Raw genomic sequence first — 20,148 nt, forward strand, 5'->3', positions numbered from 1 at the left:
TATAATGAAGCCCTCGCAAGAGGGCTTTTTTTTACCCGTTGGCGGCGGTTTTGACGAGTTCCACCACCAGCGGTGAAAGCTCGCCGCGCAGCGCGGCGCGTTCCGACTGGAACAGCGTGGCGACATAAAAACGCAGGCCCGGCAGTTCGATGGCGCGCACGTCGCCTTCGGTGTCGTGGCCGCTGATCATCAGCGGGAAGCGCTCAAGATCGGCGACGAACTCCGGATTCACGCCGAAGTTGCAGTGGTAGCCTTCATGGGTGTTCAGGCTGCCGTAGGCCTGCGCGACGCGGGTCTCGGGCTGAAAAACGATGTCGCCGGTTTTCTCCACCAGCGAGCAGCTCAGCGGGGCGATCACCAACCGGCCGCCGCTGTCGGTTTCCGCATGGCCGGCGTCGTGCCAGCCCATCACGTTGCGGGCGTATTCGACGATGGCGTATTGAAAACCGCCGCAGGAGCCGAGGAACGGCACGTCGTTTTCCCGCGCATGACGGATCGCCATAAAGGCGCCGTCGTCGTAACGATACGGGCTGCCCGGCACCACCCAGATGGCGTCGAAATTTTGCAGCGTTTCGGGGGTGGTCAGGGTGTCGGTCGGTAGCCACTGGGGCAGCACGTCGATGTCGAGATGGGCGGCGGCGAGCCGGAGCGCCACGGGGATGGCCTGATGGGCCACGGCTTGCGGGTTGTAATCACCGACCAGAGCAATGCGAACTTGAGCTTTCATCATTTCCTTTCCTGTGCGGGTAAAAAAGGAGATTACAGGAAAGTAGAGTGTCGAGCCGCCGCTTTTTAAACGTGGCGCACAAAAAAGCCCGGCGTTGGCCGGGCTGAAAAAAATGAGGGTCAGTACAGCGAGGGCGCACCGGCCGGTCGGGTTTTGAAGCGGCGGTGCAGCCACATGTATTGCTCCGGCGCCCGCATGATCTCTTTCTCGATCACTTTGTTCATGTAAACCGCCGCCGCCTGTTCGTCGCTGAGCGGATAGTCTTCCAGGGCAGGCTGGATCAGCAGGTCGTAGCCGCGGCCGCGTTCGCGGCGGATCAGCACCACCGGCACCAGCGCCGGGTTGGCCATGCGCGCCAGCATGAAGGTGCCGCTGGTGGTGGCGGCCTGATCGACGGCGAACAGCGGGGCGAATACGCTGCCGCGCGGGCCGTAGTCCTGATCCGGCGCGAACCATACCGCCTCGCCGCGCTTGAGCGCGTGCACCATGCCGCGCAGATCCTTGCGATCGATCATCGCCTTGTTGGAGCGCATGCGGCCCTTGGTCTGCGCCCACTCCATCGCCTTGTTGTTGTGCGGACGGTACATCGCCATCATCGGCTGGCACAGACCCATTGCCCGGCCGCCCAGCTCCAGCGACATAAAGTGCACGCCGATCACCAGCACGCCGCGATCGTCGCGCTGCGCCATTTTGAGGTGGTTGATGCCGGAGACGTTGAACCAGCGCTTGACGCGTTTATCCGACCAGAACCAGGCCATGCCGGTTTCCAACAGGCCCATGCCGAGCGATTCGAAGTTGCCCACCACCTTGCGCTCACGCTGCGCTTCGTCCATATCGGGGAAGCACAGCTCGAGGTTGCGACGGGTGATGGTGACGCGCCGTTTGAGAAATCGCATCGAAGTGCGCCCCATCCACACTCCCAGCCGATTGAGCAACGGGTAAGGGAGCTGGACCAGCAGGAACAGCAGGGCGAGACCGAACCAGGTGAGCCAGTAGCGCGGGTGCAGCAAGGCCAGTTGAAATGCTTTGGCTGATTTCATAGAAACTCTTTTTATACGTTAAAGGGGGGCAGCAAGCTGTAACGCATAAAGGTTCCACTCGATAGCGATACGACTACTCAGACACCCAAGTACGGCCAGGGTTTAGTCGGAATTCCATAATTGACTAAACATTTACATTCGAAGGGCGGTTTGCGCTGCTATCAGGCTTCGGAGGGATAGCTGTTGGCCAGCGGAGGCGGCTCTAGGAACGTGTATGTTAACACAGGGTACGGGGTGTGGCGGAAGAGGGGCATGCGAATATTCTCATTCGCGTTGCCCCTGAGTTGAAGATGGGCGACGGTTTACAGGCTGGGGAGGATGATGGCGGCGAAAATGGCGGCGATCACCAGCCACTTCAGCAGGTAGTAACCGCGGCGGTTGCGCGCCTTCAGGCGTTGGCCGGCATCGCGCACCGCGTTGACGTATTTGAAGATGCGGTTGATGCCGCCGGTGCGATCCTGATCGTCGTTCGGCGAGCTGGCCGCCGACATCAGCGTGGCGCCGACCCAGTGGTTGACCGCCTGCGCCCAGCGCCATTTCATCGGCCGTTCGACGTCGCAAAACAGAATGATGCGCGTCTGATCGGTGGCGTTTTGCGCCCAGTGCACGTAGGTTTCGTCAAAGAGCACCGCCTCGCCGTCGCGCCAGCTGTGCTGCTCGCCGTCCACCTCGATGAAGCAGCGGTCGTCGTTGGGCGTCATTAGCCCCAGGTGATAGCGCACCGAACCGGCGTAAGGATCGCGGTGTTTACCTAAATGGCTGCCGGGCGGCAGCTCGGCGAACATCGCTGCCTTGACCGATGGGATGCGGTTGAGCAGCTCGACGGTTTTTGGGCACAGCGTCTGCGCCGAAGGGTGGCTGTCGCTGTACCATTTCAGATAGAAACGTTTCCAGCCGCGCTTGAAGAAAGTGTTGAACCCTGCGTCGTTGTGCGACTGCGCCTTTTTGATGTGATCCTGCAGGCGTACCGCTTCCTCGCGGATCACCTGCCAGTTGTCGGTCAGCGTCTGCAGCTCCGGGAAGCCTTTTTCGTCGAAATAGGGCTGTTTGGCGGGCAAACGTGAGAAGCCGGTCATAAACATGTTGATCGGCCCCATAAAGGTGGAGTGATCGAACAGTTGGCGGGTAAGTTTTTGTTTCTCCTTGCCGCGGGAGTGCGCGTAGAGGAAGCTGATGATAAAAATGCCGATAATGATCGCGGCAACCATAGAATCCATCCCTGTTGGTGCTTGTTAAAAATTCGTACAAATTATAGTTTTGTGACAGGAAAAATTTAACTTTTTCGTGCGCTTTCCCCGCTCATACTGCTTGGTGGCATAAAAAATCAATAAAACCGCTGGTAATAAAATTTTATATCGATTTTTTTGTTTTTAGTCCTATTCTTAAATCGTTCAAGGGGTGTTTCATGCCATCTTGTTTCATGACGAATGGCACGTATCTGAGAAAAGAGGGACTTATGAAGAAATCAATCATTGCCTTGTCTGCACTGCTGCTCGCTTCCCCGGTGTTCGCTGCTGAAACCGCGACCGACACCGCCGCTCACGCCAGCAACGAGGTCGTCGCTGAGGCGAATAAAGGGGCGGATACCGCCAAAGAAAAGCTGCACCAGTCTCAGGACAAGGGTGAAGAGCTGAAGCTGAAAGCCAAGCACGCCGCTGAAGGCAAGAGCGACAGCGTCGGCAGCAAAGTAAGCGAAGGCTCGCAAAAGGCCTGGCACTCCACCAAACAGGGTACGGAGAAGGCTTGGGACAAGACCAAGCAAGGGGCGGAAAGCCTCAAGAACAAAGCGACCGAATAAGGTCTCCGCTTTACCCCAAGGGCCGCGCTGCGGCCTTTTTTATTGTCTGCAAACCAGAGCCTATGCCCCCGCTTTGTCGCCCCGAGTAAAACGTGAGAGTATTCTTCATCGATTGGCGACTCAATCGTAAGCAAGGAGGAAGCGCTATGAGATCCCACTGGATAAGGCGTTTATTTACCCCCTCACCCACCTGGACAGGCAGAGCATCGGTGATCTTGGGTCTGCTGGTGTTTGGGGTGTTGAGCGGGCTGGATAGCCTGGGTGTGGAGTTGGACGGGTGGAAGCGCTCCGTGATGGTCGCGGGCGTGGCGGGTATTTGCTATTTCATTGCCGGATACATTGATAAGCGCATTCCGCGTAAAGCCCCGCCAATGTAGGCACAAGCCACAAAAAGAAAAAGGCGCTTATCAAATGAGATAAAGCGCCTTTTCAACACGTTAACTGACTAGTATCAGTTCATGCCGTATTTTTTCAGCTTCTTGCGCAGCGTGCCGCGGTTGATGCCCATCATCAGGGCTGCGCGGGTCTGGTTGCCACGGGTGTATTGCATCACCATGTCCAACAGTGGCTGTTCAACTTCAGCCAGTACCAGCTCATACAGGTCATTTACGTCTTGACCATTCAGTTGAGCAAAATAGTTCTTCAGTGCTTGTTTAACCGAGTCACGCAGAGGCTTTTGAGTCACCTGATCTTGTGAGTTAACGGTAGAAACGGTCAGTACGTCAGAATTTACGCGTTGTTCGAACATAGTTCTGTCAGCTCTTTTTTTACGCTAAGATTTTCGAAATATGCCTCCAACGCCTCCAGCTGTTCGCTGGCATCCTCTATGGCGTTGAATGTGCGCCGAAACTGGTCATTCGGAGCGTGTTCCTGGAGATACCAGGACACGTGCTTACGAGCAATCCGGAATCCCTTGCCTTGGCCATAGAAGCCGTGCAATTCCCGAATGTGCCCAATCAACAAGCGCTTCACCTCGCCAAGCGGCAGCGGCGGCAGCAACTCCCCAGTGTCCAGATAATGCTGGATTTCCCGGAAGATCCAGGGTCTCCCCTGAGCAGCGCGGCCTATCATCAGGGCATCGGCCCCGGTGTAGTCGAGCACTGCTCTGGCTTTATGCGGGTCAGTAATATCCCCATTCGCGATAATCGGAATGGAAACACTCTGCTTAACTGCCCGAATGCTGTCGTATTCCGCGTTGCCGTTAAACAGACAGGCGCGGGTTCGGCCGTGAATCGTCAGGGCCTGAATACCACAGTCTTCGGCCAGTTGGGCAATCTCTACACAGTTACGATGCTCTGGCGCCCAGCCGGTGCGAATCTTCAGCGTTACCGGCACATCCACCGCGTCAACCACCGCGTGGAGGATCCGTTTTACCAGATCCGGGTACTGCAACAAGGCGGACCCGGCAAGCTTCCGGTTCACTTTTTTGGCCGGGCATCCCATATTGATGTCGATGATCTGCGCGCCGCTGGCCACGTTGATACGCGCGGCGGCGGCCATATCATCAGGATCGCATCCGGCAATCTGCACGGAGCGGATCCCTGGTTCATCGCTATGCACCATACGCAGACGCGACTTATCCGTCCGCCACACCTCCGGGTTGGAGGAGAGCATTTCGGATACAGCCATCCCAGCACCCATTGCATGACAGAGGGTTCTGAACGGGCGATCTGTAATACCGGCCATCGGGGCCGCAATCAGGCAATTAGTAAGCTGGTGGTGTCCAATGCGCATAGACAAAGAGTGACCATACTGTGTCCGCAAGGGCGCGTATATTACGCATTTTTGCGTCGAGATGAAAGGCCAAACTTTAACCAATTGGCCCGATATTAGGACGAAAAATGCGCTACGCGGCTATTCATAAAAATATTATATATATTTTACAATAAGTTGACGAAAAGTGCTTATTTTGTGTGCGGCAAAATATTCGCCTTTGTGCAGAATATTATCTGCATTCACCCGCGTTTTTTGCCGAGATAGCCTGTCTGGAAGGCGCATTATCAGGGCGATCCGTCGTTGAGTGGCGAAAAATTGCATAAAATTTTGTCTCGCCCGCAGGCCGATCGCCAGGCAAAAAAAATCCACCGGCGCAGGGCCGGTGGATGAGGAGGCAATAGACCGTGACGCTTACTTGCGGCGGCCGGTGATGCGGCACCATTCTTCGCGCTCGGCGACCGGATCGAGCGTGAACTTCTCTTCGTAGGCTTCCGCTACGCTGCTCGCCTGGCTGGCCAGCACGCCGGACAGCCCCAGATGACCGCCGGCCTTCGGCAGGCAACCGATCAGCGGCGCCAGCTCGCGCAGCGGGCCGGCGAGGATGTTGGCGACCACCACGTCCGCCAGCAGGTCCGCCGGCTGGTCTTTCGGCAGATACAGCTCCAGACGCTCTGAAACGCCGTTACGCTGCGCGTTGTCGCGGCTGGCCTGAATGGCTTGGGGATCGATGTCGATGCCGATAGCGCGCGCTGCACCCAGCTTCAGGGCGGCGATTGCCAGGATGCCGGAACCGCAACCGAAGTCGATAACGGTTTTGCCGGCCAGATCGAGGCCGTCCAGCCACTGCAGGCACAGCGCCGTGGTCGGGTGGGTGCCGGTACCGAATGCGAGGCCCGGATCGAGCATCACGTTGACCGCGTCGGGATCCGGCACGTCACGCCAGCTCGGGCAGATCCACAAGCGCTCGCCGAAGCGCATCGGGTGGAAGTTGTCCATCCACTCGCGCTCCCAGTCCTTGTCTTCCAGCTGTTCTATCTTGTGGCGGAAACCGGCGCCCAGCAGCGGGTGCTGTTCCAGCATCGCCACCACCTCGGCCATATCGGTTTCCGCGTCGTACAGGCCGATCACGTCGGTATCGCCCCACAGCAGGGTTTCACCCGGCAAGGGTTCGAACACCGGGTTGTCGTGGGTGTCCTGGAAGGTCACCGACACGGCGCCGCTTTCCACCAGCGCGTCGCTCAGGTCTTCCGCCTGGCTGCCGGTGGTGTTCAGTTTGAGTTGGATCCAAGGCATAGCAATTCTCTTCAAGAGGGTAATGATGACGCCGCCCGGCGCTTTTCGCCGACGACATTACCGAGATAAAACGCCAACAGGCTGAGCAACAGCGAAGGCACGATAGGGTGCAGCCCCGCCGGTTGCAGGTTGAAGCTGGCCAATAGCGTATAGCATACCGCACCCGACACCATTGAGCTAAGCGCTCCCTGAGCATTGGCGCGTTCCCAATACAGGCCCAGCACCAACGGCCACAGGAATACCGCCTCCAGCCCGCCGAAAGCCAGCAGGTTGAGCCAGATGATCATCTCAGGCGGCCGCCAGGCCGCCAGCAGCACCAGCAGACCGAGGACCAGCGTGGTCAGGCTTGAGAAGCGCTTGATCAGCCGCTCGTTGTGGATCTGCTGTGGGCGTACGCCCAGGTAGAGATCCTTGATGATGGTGGCGGAGGATTGCAGCAGTTGGGCATTGATGGTCGACATGATCGCCGCCATCGGCGCCGCCAAAAAGATCCCGGCGGCGTACGGCGGCAGCACGGTGATCATCAGCGTCGGGATCACCTGGTCGGGGATCTTGAGATCCGGCAACACCGCGCGGCCGAGCGCGCCGGCCAGGTGCATGCCGAACATCAGCACCGCCACCACCACGGTGCCGAGCAGAATGCCGCGATGCACCGCCTTGCTGTCTTTGTAAGAAATACAGCGCACGGCGGTATGCGGCAGGCCGATCACCCCGAAGCACACCAGGATCCAGAACGATGCCATAAACGGCAGGCTGAGGATCTGATCGCCGCCCTGCGGCGACACCAGCGCCGGATCGATCTGCTGCAGTTTGTTCACCGCGCTGTCCAGCCCGCCGGCGGCGTGGATCACCGCCACCAGCAGCAGCACGGTGCCGAGCAGCATCACCAGCCCCTGCATGGCGTCGTTCAGCACGCTGGCGCGGAAGCCGCCGAAGGCGGTGTACAGCGCGATGCTGATGCCGAAGATCAGCAGGCCGGTGTCGTAAGGAATGCCGGCGGCGGTCTCCAGCAGGCGGGCGCCGCCGATGAACTGCACCGTCATGGCGCCGAGGAACGCCACCAGCAGGCTGAGGCTGGCCAGCCAAACCAGCAGGCGGCTTTGGTAGCGGCCATACAGCATGTCATTGAGGGTGATGGCGTTGTAGCGCCGCGCCAGGATGGCGAATTTCTTGCCCAGCACGCCGAGCGACAGCCACACCGCCGGCAGCTGGATCATCGCCAGCAGCACCCAGCCCAGGCCGTATTTGTAGGCGGCGCCGGGGCCGCCGATAAACGAACTGGCGCTGATGTAGGTGGCGGTCAGGGTCATCGCCAGCACAAAGCCGCCCATCGAGCGGTTGCCGAGGAAGTATTCGCTGAGGAAATTCCCGCTCTGGCGGCGGCTGTAGGCGTATACCGACAGGCCGAATACCAGCAGCAGGTAGGCGACCAGCGGCAGGATCACTTCAGTTTGCATCGCGGTCCTCCAGCGAAATGTCGCGAAACACCGTGCGCACCATCAGCCAGCACAGGCCGATGAACAGCAGTGGTACCAGTAAGCAGGCCATTTCGAACCAGTGCGGCAGGCCGGTGACGCCGATGGCGCTGTCCGGCAGGTAGGCCGCCAGCCCCCAGGCCAGCAGGTAGAGCAGCGTCAGCCCCAGCGCCCAGCGCGCTTCGCGGTGCGCCTGAATAAAGCGTTTGTCCATCAGTGTCCCCCATAGGTTTACGATGATGGCTTGTGACAAGAACAGATGAAGGAACAGGATTGTACGGAATGTGCGGCGTTTGGCTAATAAATTATTCACCTTTCCGGTGAACGCAACGGGGCGATGGAAAGAAAAGAGGGGGGTAAATATATAAACTGTTGCCGGTTTATTTCGATGAAAAAATAATTAAAGAGAATGGGAAAGGAATGAGTTTTATATTGGTTGGCGCAACCGGAATCGAACCAGGTGACCTCTGTGAAGTATGACACAGCGCTCTACCACTGAGCTACACGCCTGTAATAAACAAATTTATAACATCTCCTAATCATTCATGTAAATAGATTTTTTTATTTTTTGGTATTAAATAAATCGTTCGATTAAATAATGACCTGCACATCCTTTTTTATTTATTTACTGTGATTAATATCACGTTAAAGCCGCCCCGTTAATACACTTAAACAAGGGCGGCGTTAATTAGCGGATTAACAATGTCACGCGGTTATCGTTCTTTTCTCAGATATTCTTTCTGAAATAGTATAAAGAACGATGACGCCGATGCATAAAAAGAACATCACGGCATACAGGGCGCCACCGCCACCTTGTTTTAACAGCAAACCGCCGACAAAAGGGGCGAGCGCCAGGCCAAATTCGTAAAACGTGGCGGCACCGAAGTAAGCCCCTTTTAGGTTGGCCGGCGCCATACGATCAATTTGTATATTGAGCGTAGGGAACAGGATGACTTCGCCGAGGCTGAGCAGGAACATGGCGACCAACCACAGCACCCAGCTTTCACTGGAAACCAGCAGGAAGACAATTTGTGAAAGCGCGAGAAAGAACACGCCCAGGCTGGTTTTCAGTGCCAATGACATGCGACGGGTAAAGCGCTCGGTGAAATACTGCAGCGTTATCACCGTGGCTGCATTGATGAATATCAGCACGCTGAGCAGGTATTCGGGGTTGTGCACCTGGCTGATCATGAGGTATTGCGGCAGTGTCACGTCGATCTGCCCGTAGACCAGCATCACCAAAATGTTGGCGACAACCAAAACCTTGAACGCCTGATCGTTCCAGATAATCCGCAAAGAGCCAATGAACGAGAAGGTGGCGTTGCGCGTTTCTTTACCGTGCCCCGCTTTGAATACCGCGAGCACCAGCAGCAAATAGCAAAGGAACGACAATGCGGTGACGAAGAAGGTGGCCTTCTGCGCCGTCAGCCCGAGAGCGACACCCACTAATGGGCCGACGGCTGCGCCCACGTTCATCAGGAAGTAGCGGATGTTCAACGCGCGTTCTCGCTCTTGCCTGTCATGGAGAATATCGCCGATCACCGCTTTGCTGGCGGGTTCGATCAATGAGCGCGAAATGCCATTGAGTAAAATACCGACAAAATACCACGCCGGTGAGTTGGCCAACGCAAGTACGCTAAATGAAATGATAGCGGCAATTGCACCGAGAATAATCAACGTGCGACGGCCATATTTGTCTGATGCGCCACCGAAGAGATAGCCGAAAGAAATAGACACGATAAGTGATACGCTCATCATGACGCCGATTTCCACCGGAGTCATCGCGTAGTTATTTCTCATAAGAATGGTAATGAATGGCCAAATCATGAAAAAGCAGGCGCGCGTCAAAAACGTCCCGATAAAGATAACCCATATTTCTTTTGGGAAATAAGGGATGAATGTTGACCTCAAGGCGGTTTCTCCTTAAATGTTGCTCGTCGTCTGTTGAACCGAGTGTATTACACCTTTTCCAAACTTTCCTTTTCCCACCGGTTAGCCAGAGTGAGTAACGGCGTCACTCCGGCTTCTCTAATCCTCGCGATGAGATTTTTCCGCTGGTCGAAGATAACCGGATGCGGGCTGATGCCTTGAATAATCGCGGCGACAGTCGCCGAAACTGGCGTGCTATGCGCCAGCGTTGGAATCGCCAGAACGTTCATGCAGTATTCGAACATGGAATCGACGGAGTTCAATTTACCCAACATCAAGAACGTCATTTCATCTCCGACGAGGATAGCGCCAAGGTTGTCGAATATCATTTTGACTTGCGCCACGGGCTTCTCTTTCAGATGGAAACTGAGCAGTGCGCGGAACTGGTCGCGATTCAGACGACCCTGTTTCATCTCGTCATTCAGCATGGCGAGTGCCTGGCGTACATAATTTTCCTCTTCGTTGAACAGATCTGCCGAAGCGCAGCGGAAATGCTGTTTGAGGAAATACCAGTGAAAGACATATTTGCCGTCGAATTCAAGGCGAACAACGTTGGTGAAGTCTTCCAGATCGTGCCGTTCCGGGTGGAATTCGCTGAGATCGCAACGAATATCGATGCCGGAAGAGGAGGCGATTCGGCGGCAAATGGTGGTGATATCAGCTTCGCCCAATAGCGCTTGCAGCATATGCTGCATGTTGTTACCGCCGGCGGCCAACTCGCAATAGGCGTCTTTGCCTGGCGTCAGGTATTTGATTCGGCTGTCGCGCGCATTGAGTGATGAGGCAATCTCAGCCCACTGGTTATGTACTTCCTGGCTTCTGATCGTTTCCAAACGAGGGTTTTTTTCATAGAACGCGATGACGCGCGGATCGACAGCCAGGCCGCTGCGTTTGAGTATTCCGGCGTCAAGCTGCGCGCTTGCTTGGTTTTTCACCAGGACATTGATGAAGTTGCGCAGCGAACTCTCCCCGCAATCTGAGAACGAGACGTCAGAATCCGGCGCGGGGCGGCAGGTTTTGGTGATGCACAGCGGCGGAAAATAGCGGCCGTACACTTCGCGATCGTAATAGTCGTGGCAGAGATCGGGGAAGTGCGTCTCGTCCATCGCCGTTTCGCCGAACAACTCCCCGCTCAGCTCCCGCAGTTGCTGCATGTAGGCGGTCAATTTGCCGAAGTTACCCTTGCATTTCAGCCACAGCGCCGCGTTGAGCAAATGAAACGCCTCCCTGTCGTGCCCGGCGGTGCGGCTGGCCGCGATCAGTAAACGACATAAATTGTGCAACTCGGCCAGCAAGCTGTCGCGATCTGCACAGTGGATACCGACGTAATCCTGCACACGTCGTGGCAGATAGCGGTGATACTTGTTGAAAGGCAGATGCAATGCAATGAAATCGGCGCTGAATCCCTCGGTTTGCAGCCGTTCGACGGTGCTTTCGGTAAAATTTTCCGCCAGCATGCTGGCGCGCAAGGTGGCTTCATCTTTTTGCTGGTGGGCGTGTTCGACGGCGGCCTGCGCGTTTTGCCAGGCGGGGAACAGGCCGGCTTGATGCACGGCTTCTTGCTGCGCCGCATTCACGCGTGCTTCCAGCTCGGCGATTTCGGCATTGAGCGCCAACAGTTGCGCCTCTTTATTCTCCGCAGCGCTCTTGCCCAGCGCTTTTTTACCGGCTTTTAGCGCGGCGATCGCGGTTCGACATTGTTGGATCGGCGCCTGCTGCGTTTTAACTGCGTTTTCGGCCTGTTGCAGGATCTGGTTCAGCGCTTTTTCCTGCGTTTTCAACTGAGCGCCTAAGGCGAGCGCTTCGCTCTCCGCGGCGGCGATCTGCGTTTTCGTATTTTCGAATTGTTGCAGCACGCTGTCGCACAGCCGGCGTATTTGCCCGGAAAGCCGATGCTGCCGCTCAACGGCATCGTGAAAATCCGTTTCATCGCGCACCTGTTGGTACAGCATGGCGATATCATCGTCGGTGAAACGCCGGCTGCTCATGAAAGCCACCAGCCGTGCAAGGGTAGAGGGGGAAAACCAGGTGAACGGATTCTTCACCTCTTTGCTTACGTCAAACTCGACCAGGTCAGTGCGGTAGAATAACGCGCGCGCCACCTGGCCGATCGGGTGATCGGCGCCAAGAAAACGGTAATACTTTTCCGCGAGTTCGTTGTTGCACCAGAGCACCCCGTACAGTGGCGAAAGAAAACGATACTCAGGGCGTAACGGCATGTAGAGATCGCGGAAAATCTGTCTGGTTTGATCGGTCGTCATCAGCTAAAACCTTGGATGATGTTTTTTAACTTGAGCGCCGCCTGGTGGATTTGTTGTTGCTCATCCTGATTGGGCATCAGCGATAGCGGCGTAAAGACGCCGTCGCGCAGAGCCAGCGGCCAGGACATGAACACGCCCAGTTCCGGCAGCCAGACCGAACCGCAGCAGGGGGTTTCGTCCCGTTGGATGATGCGCTCAAGCAAGATAAGAATGGAGGCGGCCGGGCCATATTTAGGAGGGCGCCGCATTTTGTGAAATATGTCCAACCCTTGATTGCGGGTATCGGTGACGATTTGCGCCAGCGCCTGCGCCGAAAGTAGCTGGTTCAGCGGTCCCTCGTCGGTTGTTACCTGGCTGAGCAAGGGCACCAACCCGGCGCCGTGTTCGCCGCAGACCGTCAGGCTACGCGCGTCAATGCGCTGCATGTCGATCCCGGAAATGCGGCAGATGCTTTTCAGCAGCCTGGCGGTGTTGTGCGCGGCGCCGATCCCTATCACCCGGCAGCGAGAGTCGAGCAGGATTTTATCGATGTAATAGCTGATGCTATCCACCGGATTGACCGCATTGATGATGTGGCAGCCGGGAGCAATGAATGGTTTGGCTCGGCTAAAAATGGCCTCGCTGAGCCGTACGTGATCGTCCAGCAACGCCTGGCGGTCATGCATCGGAAAGGTTGAAGGCACGCCATAGCAACAGAGGATCACGTCAGCCCCATCGATGTGGCGGTAGTCATCCGTCACAACCATCTTGGGTAAAGACGTCCGGTTATGGCGTGAGAAGAGCGCTTCCGCCAGCAGGCCATCAAGAATATCTTCGCAAACGGCTGAATATTTTTCGGTATTTCGGCAGATGATCACGACTTCATTGACGCTGCCACGTCGCTCGGTCGTACTTAACAGCGCGTTTAGCGTCTCTTGCCCAATGCCGCCGAATCCCAATAAAACAATTTTCATGACCGCTCCTGATGACCTGCCCGGCTTATGCTTCGATCAGTTCGGCCAGTCTTGCATACTGCTTCTCAACCATACTCCACCCTTTATCGAGTACGGCTTTGACACGCTGGAATTGTTCTTCGGTCATCCCCTTGAAGAACGCTTTATCCACTTCCTGATGATCGCCATCGAATTCGGAGTGATCCTCGAAATGGTTCTGTTTGCTCGGATCGAACACGTGTTTGATGTTGTTATAGAAAACGAAAGCCGAACCTTCGATGACAAAGTGCACCAGGATAGCCTGTTCCAGATTATCCAGCGTGATCATCTGGTGGTTGAACCAGATGCACAGTGCTTCAAAGATCGCGTCTTCGCGAACTTGGAGGTTGTCGCGGCTGTTGCGCAGCACCTCGTCATGGCCGAATTCTTCTTTCAGATGCTCACTGAAGAAACGTGAGAAGCGAACGTCTTCACACAGTGCGCTACGCAGCAGCACCATTTTTTGGAACTGATCGGACAGGATCTGCAGGTAGTCCAGGAACAAGGATTTTTTCGCCTCGGAGAAGGTTTTATCCTTGGCGAATGCGGTAAAGATCTTGTTGTCCTGGTAGCGCTCGATGTAGCGGGCGTTATGCGCTTTAAGCTGATGGTAGTAAGCGTAGGGATCTTGATCGAAAGTCACCAGCGGCTTGCTTGGATCTTCATAGAGCCCGCGCTCCTCAAACTGGATTGACAGCCCCCAGTAGCCGTTGTCGCCCGCGCCGATGAAGCCGTGATCCGCGCCTGGCGGAATGCAGATGACATCGCCTGGAACGGCCCGGCGGTCGACGCCGTCTCCCAGCAGGATCGCTTCCCCTTCACAAATGATATACAGCGAAGATATTGGATGAACATGCACATCCAGCTTTTCGTTTTTCGCCAGACGCACCCAGCTTACTGCCAGGCGTGCCTGTTCGGGAATAAAGCGGTTCATTTCCTCATTGGCGCGGAAATTCTTCACTTCGCCCAAAAGCTTCTCAATCCCGTTTTCCTTAATGCTTTTTATGGTTTCCATGTCAGCACGGTGGTACTGGGAAAACACGGGCTTACGGTCGTATTCAGTTACATGGCTCATTAAGACATTACTCATCTAAGTCAATAAAAAGGATAAATAAAAAGAGAAAAAGAGCGCGCTGCATTCGATCGACGGCGACAATAGCACGGGCTATCACCGAGCGGATGTGATCGGGGTCAAGCTTTGTAATTAATACGTTAATTTTGTTAAAGCTTATGGCGTGTAAAAATTCGAGTGATTGATTTTTTTCCTTGCTAATATTTATTTTCAAGCTATGTGATGGGTATTTTTTGTTTAAAAACAGTTTTTTATGTTTTGCGTGGTGATGCGGGTGGGGTGCTCGATAAATGTGAAGATAAAGTTATCTGTGAAGATTTGATTCTATTTTGCGCGGTTGAACGAAAAAATCAGGCGGGCGTGAGAAAAGAAAAAGGCCGGTGATTAACCGGCCTTTCGTCAGACGGTGCTGCGTGGCTGCCTTAGGTTTCCTGCAGACCCAGCTTCTTCTCCAGATAGTGGATGTTGGTGCCACCGTGCTGGAAGTTTTCGTCGTTCATGATCTTCTGCTGCAGCTCAACGTTGGTTTTGATGCCGTCGATGATCAGTTCAGCCAAGGCGTTCTTCATGCGGGCAATCGCCACGTCACGGTTTTCGCCGAAGGTGATCAGTTTGCCGATCATGGAGTCATAGTACGGCGGTACGGTGTAACCGGCGTAGATATGAGATTCCCAACGCACGCCGAAACCGCCTGGCGCGTGGAAGCGGGTGATCTTGCCCGGGCTCGGCAGGAAGGTGTTCGGATCTTCAGCGTTGATACGGCATTCTACCGCGTGGCCGTGGATCTTCACTTCTTCCTGTTTGATCGACAGCGGCTGACCGGCAGCGATGCGCAGCTGCTCTTTGATCAGATCCACGCCGGTGATCATTTCGGTAACCGGGTGCTCTACCTGAATACGGGTGTTCATTTCGATGAAATAGAACTCGCCGTTTTCATATAGGAACTCGAAGGTGCCCGCACCGCGGTAGCCGATTTCCACGCAGGCTTTCGAGCAGCGCTCGCCGATGTAACGGCGCATTTCGCTGGTGATGCCCGGTGCCGGCGCTTCTTCTACCACTTTCTGGTGGCGGCGCTGCATGGAGCAGTCGCGCTCGGCCAGATAGATGGCGTTGCCCTGGCCGTCGGCCAATACCTGAATCTCGATGTGGCGCGGATTTTCCAGGTATTTTTCCATGTACACCATGTCGTTGTTGAAAGCCGCTTTGGCTTCCGCTTTCGTCATGTTGATGGACTGCTCAAGGTCTTTGTCGCTGCGCACGACGCGCATGCCGCGACCGCCGCCGCCGCCGGAGGCCTTGATGATCACCGGGTAACCGATGCGCTTGGCGAAGGCACGGTTTTTATCCATGTCGTCGGTCAGCGGGCCGTCAGAGCCAGGTACGCAAGGCACGCCGGCTTTCTTCATGGCGTTGATCGCGGAAACCTTGTCGCCCATCAGGCGGATGGTTTCGGCTTTCGGGCCGATGAAGATGAAGCCGGAGCGTTCAACCTGCTCGGCGAAGTCGGCGTTCTCGGACAGGAAGCCGTAACCCGGGTGGATCGCCACGGCGCCGGTGATTTCCGCCGCCGAGATGATGGCCGGGATGTTCAGATAGCTTTTTACCGATGGCGCAGGACCGATGCAGACGGTCTCGTCGGCCAGCAGCACGTGTTTCAGATCGCGGTCGGCAGCGGAGTGAACCGCAACGGTCTTGATGCCCAGTTCTTTACAGGCACGCAGGATACGAAGCGCGATCTCGCCGCGGTTGGCGATAACAATTTTATCAAGCATGGGGGCGCCTCGTTATTCGATGACGACCAGCGGCTCGTCATATTCGACCGGCTGGCCGTTTTCCACCAGGATGGCTTTCACGACGCCGGACTTGTCGGCTTCGATCTGGTTCATCATTTTCATGGCTTCAACGATGCACAGGGTATCGCCGGCGTTCACTTTCTGACCCACTTCCACGAAGGCTTTCGCGTCCGGGCTTGGGGTGCGGTAGAAGGTGCCTACCATTGGGGAACGAACGACGTGGCCACTCATGGCCGCCGGTGCCGCAGGGGTTTCTGCCGCAGGTGCGGTGGCAACGGCGGCAGCCAGGGCCGGCTGCTGCTGCGCCGGCATCGCGTAGGCCTGCTGCATGACGGGGTAAGCCTGCGCCGGTGCGGCACGGCTGATGCGAACCGATTCTTCGCCTTCAGAGATTTCCAGTTCAGAAATGCCTGATTCTTCAACCAGTTCGATCAGTTTCTTGATTTTACGAATATCCATGAGTGTGATTCCGTACTCTTTTTGTGGAGCAATTAGTGGGTTTTCGACAGACGGTTAACCGCTGCCTGTAAAGCGAAAGCGTAGCCATCCGCGCCGAGGCCGCAAATCACGCCTACCGCTACGTCCGAGAGATAAGAGTGATGGCGGAAAGGTTCGCGGGCGTGCACGTTGGACAGGTGGATCTCGATGAACGGGATCTGCACCGCCAGCAACGCATCGCGCAGCGCCACGCTGGTATGCGTGAACGCCGCCGGGTTTATCAGAATGAAATCGGTGTTGCCGCGCGCCTGATGAATGCGATCGATCAGCTGATGCTCGGCGTTGGATTGCAGATGGCTCAGGGTAATATCCAATGCGGATGCCTGGTTTTCCAATCCGTTAACAATCTCTGTCAGCGTCGTGCTGCCGTACTTCTCCGGCTCACGCGTCCCCAGCAGATTGAGATTGGGGCCGTTCAGAAGCAAAATGTGAAACTTATCCGCCATTGTGCTGGTATCTCCGGCAATAAAACCATCATCGTAGAAAATAACCCGATGTTATCGATTTGTCACCTGTTAAGGGGCAAATTCACCCTGAGAACAGAAACAAGGTCGGGCATTATAACGATATCGTAGCAATTCGCAGCTAAATACTGGTCTTATCAGCGAAGATATTCAACCCCAAATCGACGAACCAGGGGATCCGTGACAGGAATATGAGCGCTGGAACACAGAAAAAGTTCCGGCCGGCGGCGTGTGTTTTTCCGCGACAATAACACGCGCCGCCGCGTGATTCAGCGCCACCAGGCGCGGAATTTCTTGTAGCGCAGGCCCAACAGCGCCACCGCCAGCAGCGCGTAAATGAACGGCTGGGGGGAAAACGTTTTGACCGACCACAGGTAGTGGATGGGGGCGAGGATCGCCGCCAGATAGACGAAGTTGTGCAACGTTTGCCATTTGGCGCCCAGTTTGCGCATCGCCCACAGCGTCGAAGTGGCCGCCAGCGCCAGCAGGATCAGCCAGGTGAGGATGCCGAGCGTCAGATAAGGGCGGTTCACCAGCTCGCTGCCCAGCAGGCCGAGATTGCTCAGCCCCAGCTCCAGCGTGGAGTAGCTTATCAGGTGCAGCGTGCCCCAGGCAAAGCACCACAGCCCCACCAGACGGCGGCAGCGGATCAGCAGCGGTTGGCGGGCGTAGCGCGCCAGCGGGGCGATAGCCAGCGTGGCCAGCAGCAGTTTCAGCGTCATTCTGCCGGTAAAATGCTGAATGTCCTTGGACGGATCGGCGCTGAACCAGCCCTGATCCACCGCCAGCACCAGCCAGAGAAAGGGCAGAAATGCCGCCAGATGCAGGGCGGCTTTCAGCCATTTGATATGAACAGGCGTCAGGCGCACTTAGAAATTCTCCCGCAGATCCATGCCACGATACAGCGACGCCACCTGATCGGCATAGCCGTTGAACAGCAGCGTCGGTTGGCGTTTGACGTCGAGAATGCCGCCGGAGCCGATGAAACGCTCGGTGGCCTGCGACCAGCGCGGATGATCGACGTGCGGGTTCACGTTGGCGTAAAAACCGTACTCGTTCGGCGCGGATTGGTTCCAGGTGGTCGGCGGCTGATCGCGCACCAAACGGATATGCACGATCGATTTGATGCCTTTGAAGCCGTATTTCCACGGCGTGATCAGCCGCAGCGGCGCGCCGTTTTGCGGCGGCAGGGTTTTGCCGTACACGCCGACGGTCAGCAGCGCCAGCGGATGCATCGCCTCGTCCAGCCGCAGCCCTTCGACGTAGGGATATTTCAGGCCGCCGCCGATAAAGCGATCTTTCTGGCCGGGCATCTGCTCCGGATCGTACAGCGTCTGGAAGGCCACGTAGCGCGCGTTGCTGTTCGGTTCGGCCAGCTTGAGAAGCTTGCCCAGTTCGAAACCGATCCACGGCACCACCATCGACCAGGCCTCGACGCAGCGCATGCGGTAAATGCGCTGTTCCAGCGGGAAACGCTTCATCAGATCGTCGATATCCAGCGTTATCGGCTTCGCCACTTCGCCGTCGATGCGTACTTTCCAGCCTTCGGTTTTCAGCCCGCCGGCGTTGGCGGCCGGATCGGCTTTGTCGAGGCCGAATTCATAGAAGTTGTTGTAGCCGGTGACCTTATCTTCCGGCGTCATCGCCAGCTGCGCCTGCCAGGCGGCCGGTTTGCTGAATGCCAGCGCTTTGCCCGGCGGCGCCTTGGGGCGATCGTTGCCTTTGAACCACGACAGCAGGTCCGCCCGGGCGCCGGTAGGCAGCGCCAGCGTAGCGGCGGTGATGCCGAGCGCCTGCAGCACTTTGCGCCGCTGGTGGAACACGCTCTCCGGCGTGACGTCGGCCTCGGTCAATTTCGGGTGTTTGTTCATGCTTATGTTCTCCGCGACTGATTCCCGCCGCCTGCGAGCGGCTAACGGGTCTCCATGAAATAAGCATGGCGCTAAAGCCGGCCGGAAGCGAGGGGACGCGGGAAAATATGAAATTTCGCAGAAGCGGGTGAACCCCCGTTGCCGGGGGGAGAAGGTCAGCGGATTTTCACCAGGGTGCGGCCGGTGATTTGGTTGTTCAGCAGCGCGGCGGCGGTGGCCGGCGCCTGCTCGAGGGTGATTTCATGCGTGGCCTGCTGATAGAAGCTGTCCGGCAGAATACCGGCCAGCCGCTCCCAGGCGGTTTGGCGGCGGTGCAGCGGCGTATGTACCGAATCCACGCCCTGCAGGCGCACGTTGCGCAGAATGAACGGCATCACGGTGGTCGGCAGCTGATAACCGCCCGCCAGGCCGCAGGCGGCGACGGTGCCGTTATAGTTCATCTGCGCCAGCACCCGCGCCAGCAGTTTGTCGCCGACGGTGTCCACCGCGCCGGCCCACAGCTGTTTCTCCAGCGGGCGCGGCGTGTCGATATAGCCATCGCGCGACATCACCTCTTTGGCGCCGAGCGCTTTCAGGTAGTCGGTATTGCTGTCGCGGCCGCTGATGGCGGTCACCCGATAGCCCAACGCCGCCAGCAGGGCGATGGCGGTGCTGCCCACGCCGCCGCTGGCGCCGGTCACCAGAATATCGCCGTCGTCCGGATGCACGCCGCCTTCCTCCAGCGCCATGACGCACAGCATGGCGGTAAAGCCGGCGGTGCCGATGATCATCGCCTTGCGCTCATCCAGGCCGTTCGGCAGCGGTACCAGCCATTCGCCCGAGACGCGCGCCTGCTCGGCCAGGCCGCCCCAGTGATGTTCACCCACGCCCCAGCCGGTGAGCACCACGCTTTGCCCCTCTTTGAAGCGATCGTCGCGGCTGTGGCGCACGGTGCCGGCGAAGTCGATGCCCGGCACCATCGGGAAGTTGCGCACGATCTTGCCTTTGCCGGTGATCGCCAGCGCATCCTTATAATTTAGGCTGGACCAGTTGATGTCGACGGTGACATCGCCTTCCGGCAACCGATCGCTGCCGATATCTTTGATTTGAGCCAGAGTTTGGTCGTCTTGTTGTTCCAATAACAGTGCACGCATGTCACTCTTCCTCTCGTTTACACTTTTCTATCAATGGCTGAATCACATTTATTTGACTATATGCATAATAAGCGGCCCAAGTCCTGATAAAGGACAAAAACGGCGCT

At 56.8% G+C, this 20,148-nt stretch carries 21 protein-coding genes and 1 tRNA gene; 3 read left to right on the forward strand and 19 right to left on the reverse strand.

What is annotated here, in order from left to right; translation table 11 throughout:
• Positions 1–31: 31 nt before the first annotated feature.
• From ACUTSC_RS00365 to lpxO, 3 genes are all read right to left on the reverse strand, one after another.
• Positions 32–730 carry a CTP synthase C-terminal region-related (seleno)protein gene (locus tag ACUTSC_RS00365; protein ID WP_197773720.1) on the reverse strand — a complete coding sequence of 233 codons (699 nt, stop codon included), beginning with the start codon at positions 728–730 and terminating at the stop codon, positions 32–34.
• Positions 731–846: 116 nt separating this feature from the next.
• On the reverse strand, positions 847–1,767 hold the full coding sequence (gene lpxP, locus ACUTSC_RS00370; RefSeq protein WP_197767570.1) for a kdo(2)-lipid IV(A) palmitoleoyltransferase: 921 nt from the start codon (positions 1,765–1,767) through the stop codon (positions 847–849).
• A 302-nt stretch (positions 1,768–2,069) separates the two neighbouring features.
• The gene (gene lpxO, locus ACUTSC_RS00375; RefSeq protein ID WP_445653026.1) at positions 2,070–2,975 is read right to left on the reverse strand and encodes a lipid A hydroxylase LpxO; all 906 of its coding nucleotides are present in this window, start codon (positions 2,973–2,975) and stop codon (positions 2,070–2,072) included.
• 248 nt (positions 2,976–3,223) lie between these two features.
• Between lpxO and ACUTSC_RS00380 the strand changes: the two genes are divergently transcribed.
• Together ACUTSC_RS00380 and ACUTSC_RS00385 are read left to right on the forward strand one after the other, a co-directional pair.
• On the forward strand, positions 3,224–3,565 hold the full coding sequence (locus ACUTSC_RS00380) for a hypothetical protein (protein WP_197767568.1): 342 nt from the start codon (positions 3,224–3,226) through the stop codon (positions 3,563–3,565).
• A gap of 146 nt (positions 3,566–3,711) precedes the next feature.
• Positions 3,712–3,942: a hypothetical protein gene (locus tag ACUTSC_RS00385; protein ID WP_197767567.1), complete on the forward strand. Its 231-nt coding sequence runs from the start codon at positions 3,712–3,714 to the stop codon at positions 3,940–3,942.
• 74 nt (positions 3,943–4,016) lie between these two features.
• Here ACUTSC_RS00385 and fis read toward each other — a convergent pair whose 3' ends face one another.
• The 8 genes from fis to ACUTSC_RS00425 form a co-directional block, all read right to left on the reverse strand.
• Positions 4,017–4,313, reverse strand: a complete 297-nt coding sequence (gene fis / locus ACUTSC_RS00390) for a DNA-binding transcriptional regulator Fis (RefSeq protein ID WP_000462905.1) — start codon at positions 4,311–4,313, stop codon at positions 4,017–4,019.
• Positions 4,295–5,299 carry a tRNA dihydrouridine synthase DusB gene (gene dusB, locus ACUTSC_RS00395; RefSeq protein ID WP_025304426.1) on the reverse strand — a complete coding sequence of 335 codons (1,005 nt, stop codon included), beginning with the start codon at positions 5,297–5,299 and terminating at the stop codon, positions 4,295–4,297. The genes fis and dusB overlap by 19 nt, the downstream gene beginning before the upstream one ends.
• A 393-nt stretch (positions 5,300–5,692) precedes the next feature.
• Positions 5,693–6,574, reverse strand: coding sequence for a 50S ribosomal protein L11 methyltransferase (prmA, locus tag ACUTSC_RS00400; protein WP_016930246.1), 882 nt, complete (start codon positions 6,572–6,574; stop codon positions 5,693–5,695).
• A gap of 11 nt (positions 6,575–6,585) precedes the next feature.
• Positions 6,586–8,031: a sodium/pantothenate symporter gene (gene panF, locus ACUTSC_RS00405; protein ID WP_197767566.1), complete on the reverse strand. Its 1,446-nt coding sequence runs from the start codon at positions 8,029–8,031 to the stop codon at positions 6,586–6,588.
• The gene (locus ACUTSC_RS00410) at positions 8,021–8,263 is read right to left on the reverse strand and encodes a YhdT family protein (protein ID WP_004936865.1); all 243 of its coding nucleotides are present in this window, start codon (positions 8,261–8,263) and stop codon (positions 8,021–8,023) included. The genes panF and ACUTSC_RS00410 overlap by 11 nt, the downstream gene beginning before the upstream one ends.
• Positions 8,264–8,482: 219 nt before the next feature.
• Positions 8,483–8,559: transfer RNA gene (locus ACUTSC_RS00415), tRNA-OTHER, on the reverse strand.
• A 195-nt stretch (positions 8,560–8,754) separates the two neighbouring features.
• A complete protein-coding gene (locus tag ACUTSC_RS00420; RefSeq protein WP_197767565.1) occupies positions 8,755–9,960 on the reverse strand; it encodes an MFS transporter in 1,206 nt (401 codons plus the stop codon).
• Between the two features lie 47 nt (positions 9,961–10,007).
• Positions 10,008–11,834, reverse strand: coding sequence for a hypothetical protein (locus ACUTSC_RS00425; RefSeq protein WP_443006801.1), 1,827 nt, complete (start codon positions 11,832–11,834; stop codon positions 10,008–10,010).
• 36 nt (positions 11,835–11,870) lie between these two features.
• On the opposite strand from ACUTSC_RS00425, the gene ACUTSC_RS00430 reads away from it, so the two are divergent.
• Entirely contained in the window at positions 11,871–12,068 is a 198-nt protein-coding gene (locus ACUTSC_RS00430; RefSeq protein ID WP_443002401.1) for a hypothetical protein, read from the forward strand.
• A gap of 170 nt (positions 12,069–12,238) precedes the next feature.
• Here ACUTSC_RS00430 and ACUTSC_RS00435 read toward each other — a convergent pair whose 3' ends face one another.
• The 8 genes from ACUTSC_RS00435 to acuI all read right to left on the reverse strand — a co-directional run bounded on the left by ACUTSC_RS00435 (position 12,239) and on the right by acuI (position 20,041).
• Positions 12,239–13,192 carry a lactate/malate family dehydrogenase gene (locus ACUTSC_RS00435; protein ID WP_197767563.1) on the reverse strand — a complete coding sequence of 318 codons (954 nt, stop codon included), beginning with the start codon at positions 13,190–13,192 and terminating at the stop codon, positions 12,239–12,241.
• Positions 13,193–13,217: 25 nt separating this feature from the next.
• On the reverse strand, positions 13,218–14,285 hold the full coding sequence (locus ACUTSC_RS00440; protein WP_028127541.1) for a cupin domain-containing protein: 1,068 nt from the start codon (positions 14,283–14,285) through the stop codon (positions 13,218–13,220).
• A 419-nt stretch (positions 14,286–14,704) separates the two neighbouring features.
• Positions 14,705–16,054 (reverse strand): acetyl-CoA carboxylase biotin carboxylase subunit, encoded by a 1,350-nt coding sequence (accC, locus tag ACUTSC_RS00445; RefSeq protein ID WP_004936886.1) that lies wholly within the window; start codon positions 16,052–16,054, stop codon positions 14,705–14,707.
• A gap of 12 nt (positions 16,055–16,066) precedes the next feature.
• Positions 16,067–16,534 carry an acetyl-CoA carboxylase biotin carboxyl carrier protein gene (gene accB, locus ACUTSC_RS00450; RefSeq protein ID WP_038879746.1) on the reverse strand — a complete coding sequence of 156 codons (468 nt, stop codon included), beginning with the start codon at positions 16,532–16,534 and terminating at the stop codon, positions 16,067–16,069.
• A 32-nt stretch (positions 16,535–16,566) separates the two neighbouring features.
• A complete protein-coding gene (gene aroQ, locus ACUTSC_RS00455) occupies positions 16,567–17,019 on the reverse strand; it encodes a type II 3-dehydroquinate dehydratase (protein ID WP_004936891.1) in 453 nt (150 codons plus the stop codon).
• Positions 17,020–17,306: 287 nt separating this feature from the next.
• Positions 17,307–17,906, reverse strand: a complete 600-nt coding sequence (gene msrQ / locus ACUTSC_RS00460) for a protein-methionine-sulfoxide reductase heme-binding subunit MsrQ (protein ID WP_016930241.1) — start codon at positions 17,904–17,906, stop codon at positions 17,307–17,309.
• Positions 17,907–18,908, reverse strand: a complete 1,002-nt coding sequence (gene msrP / locus ACUTSC_RS00465) for a protein-methionine-sulfoxide reductase catalytic subunit MsrP (RefSeq protein WP_197767562.1) — start codon at positions 18,906–18,908, stop codon at positions 17,907–17,909. It lies immediately after the preceding gene.
• A 155-nt stretch (positions 18,909–19,063) separates the two neighbouring features.
• Positions 19,064–20,041, reverse strand: a complete 978-nt coding sequence (gene acuI / locus ACUTSC_RS00470) for an acrylyl-CoA reductase (NADPH) (protein ID WP_047729768.1) — start codon at positions 20,039–20,041, stop codon at positions 19,064–19,066.
• Positions 20,042–20,148 lie beyond the last annotated feature (107 nt).

It is taken from the genome of Serratia sp. TSA_105.2 (assembly GCF_052692115.1).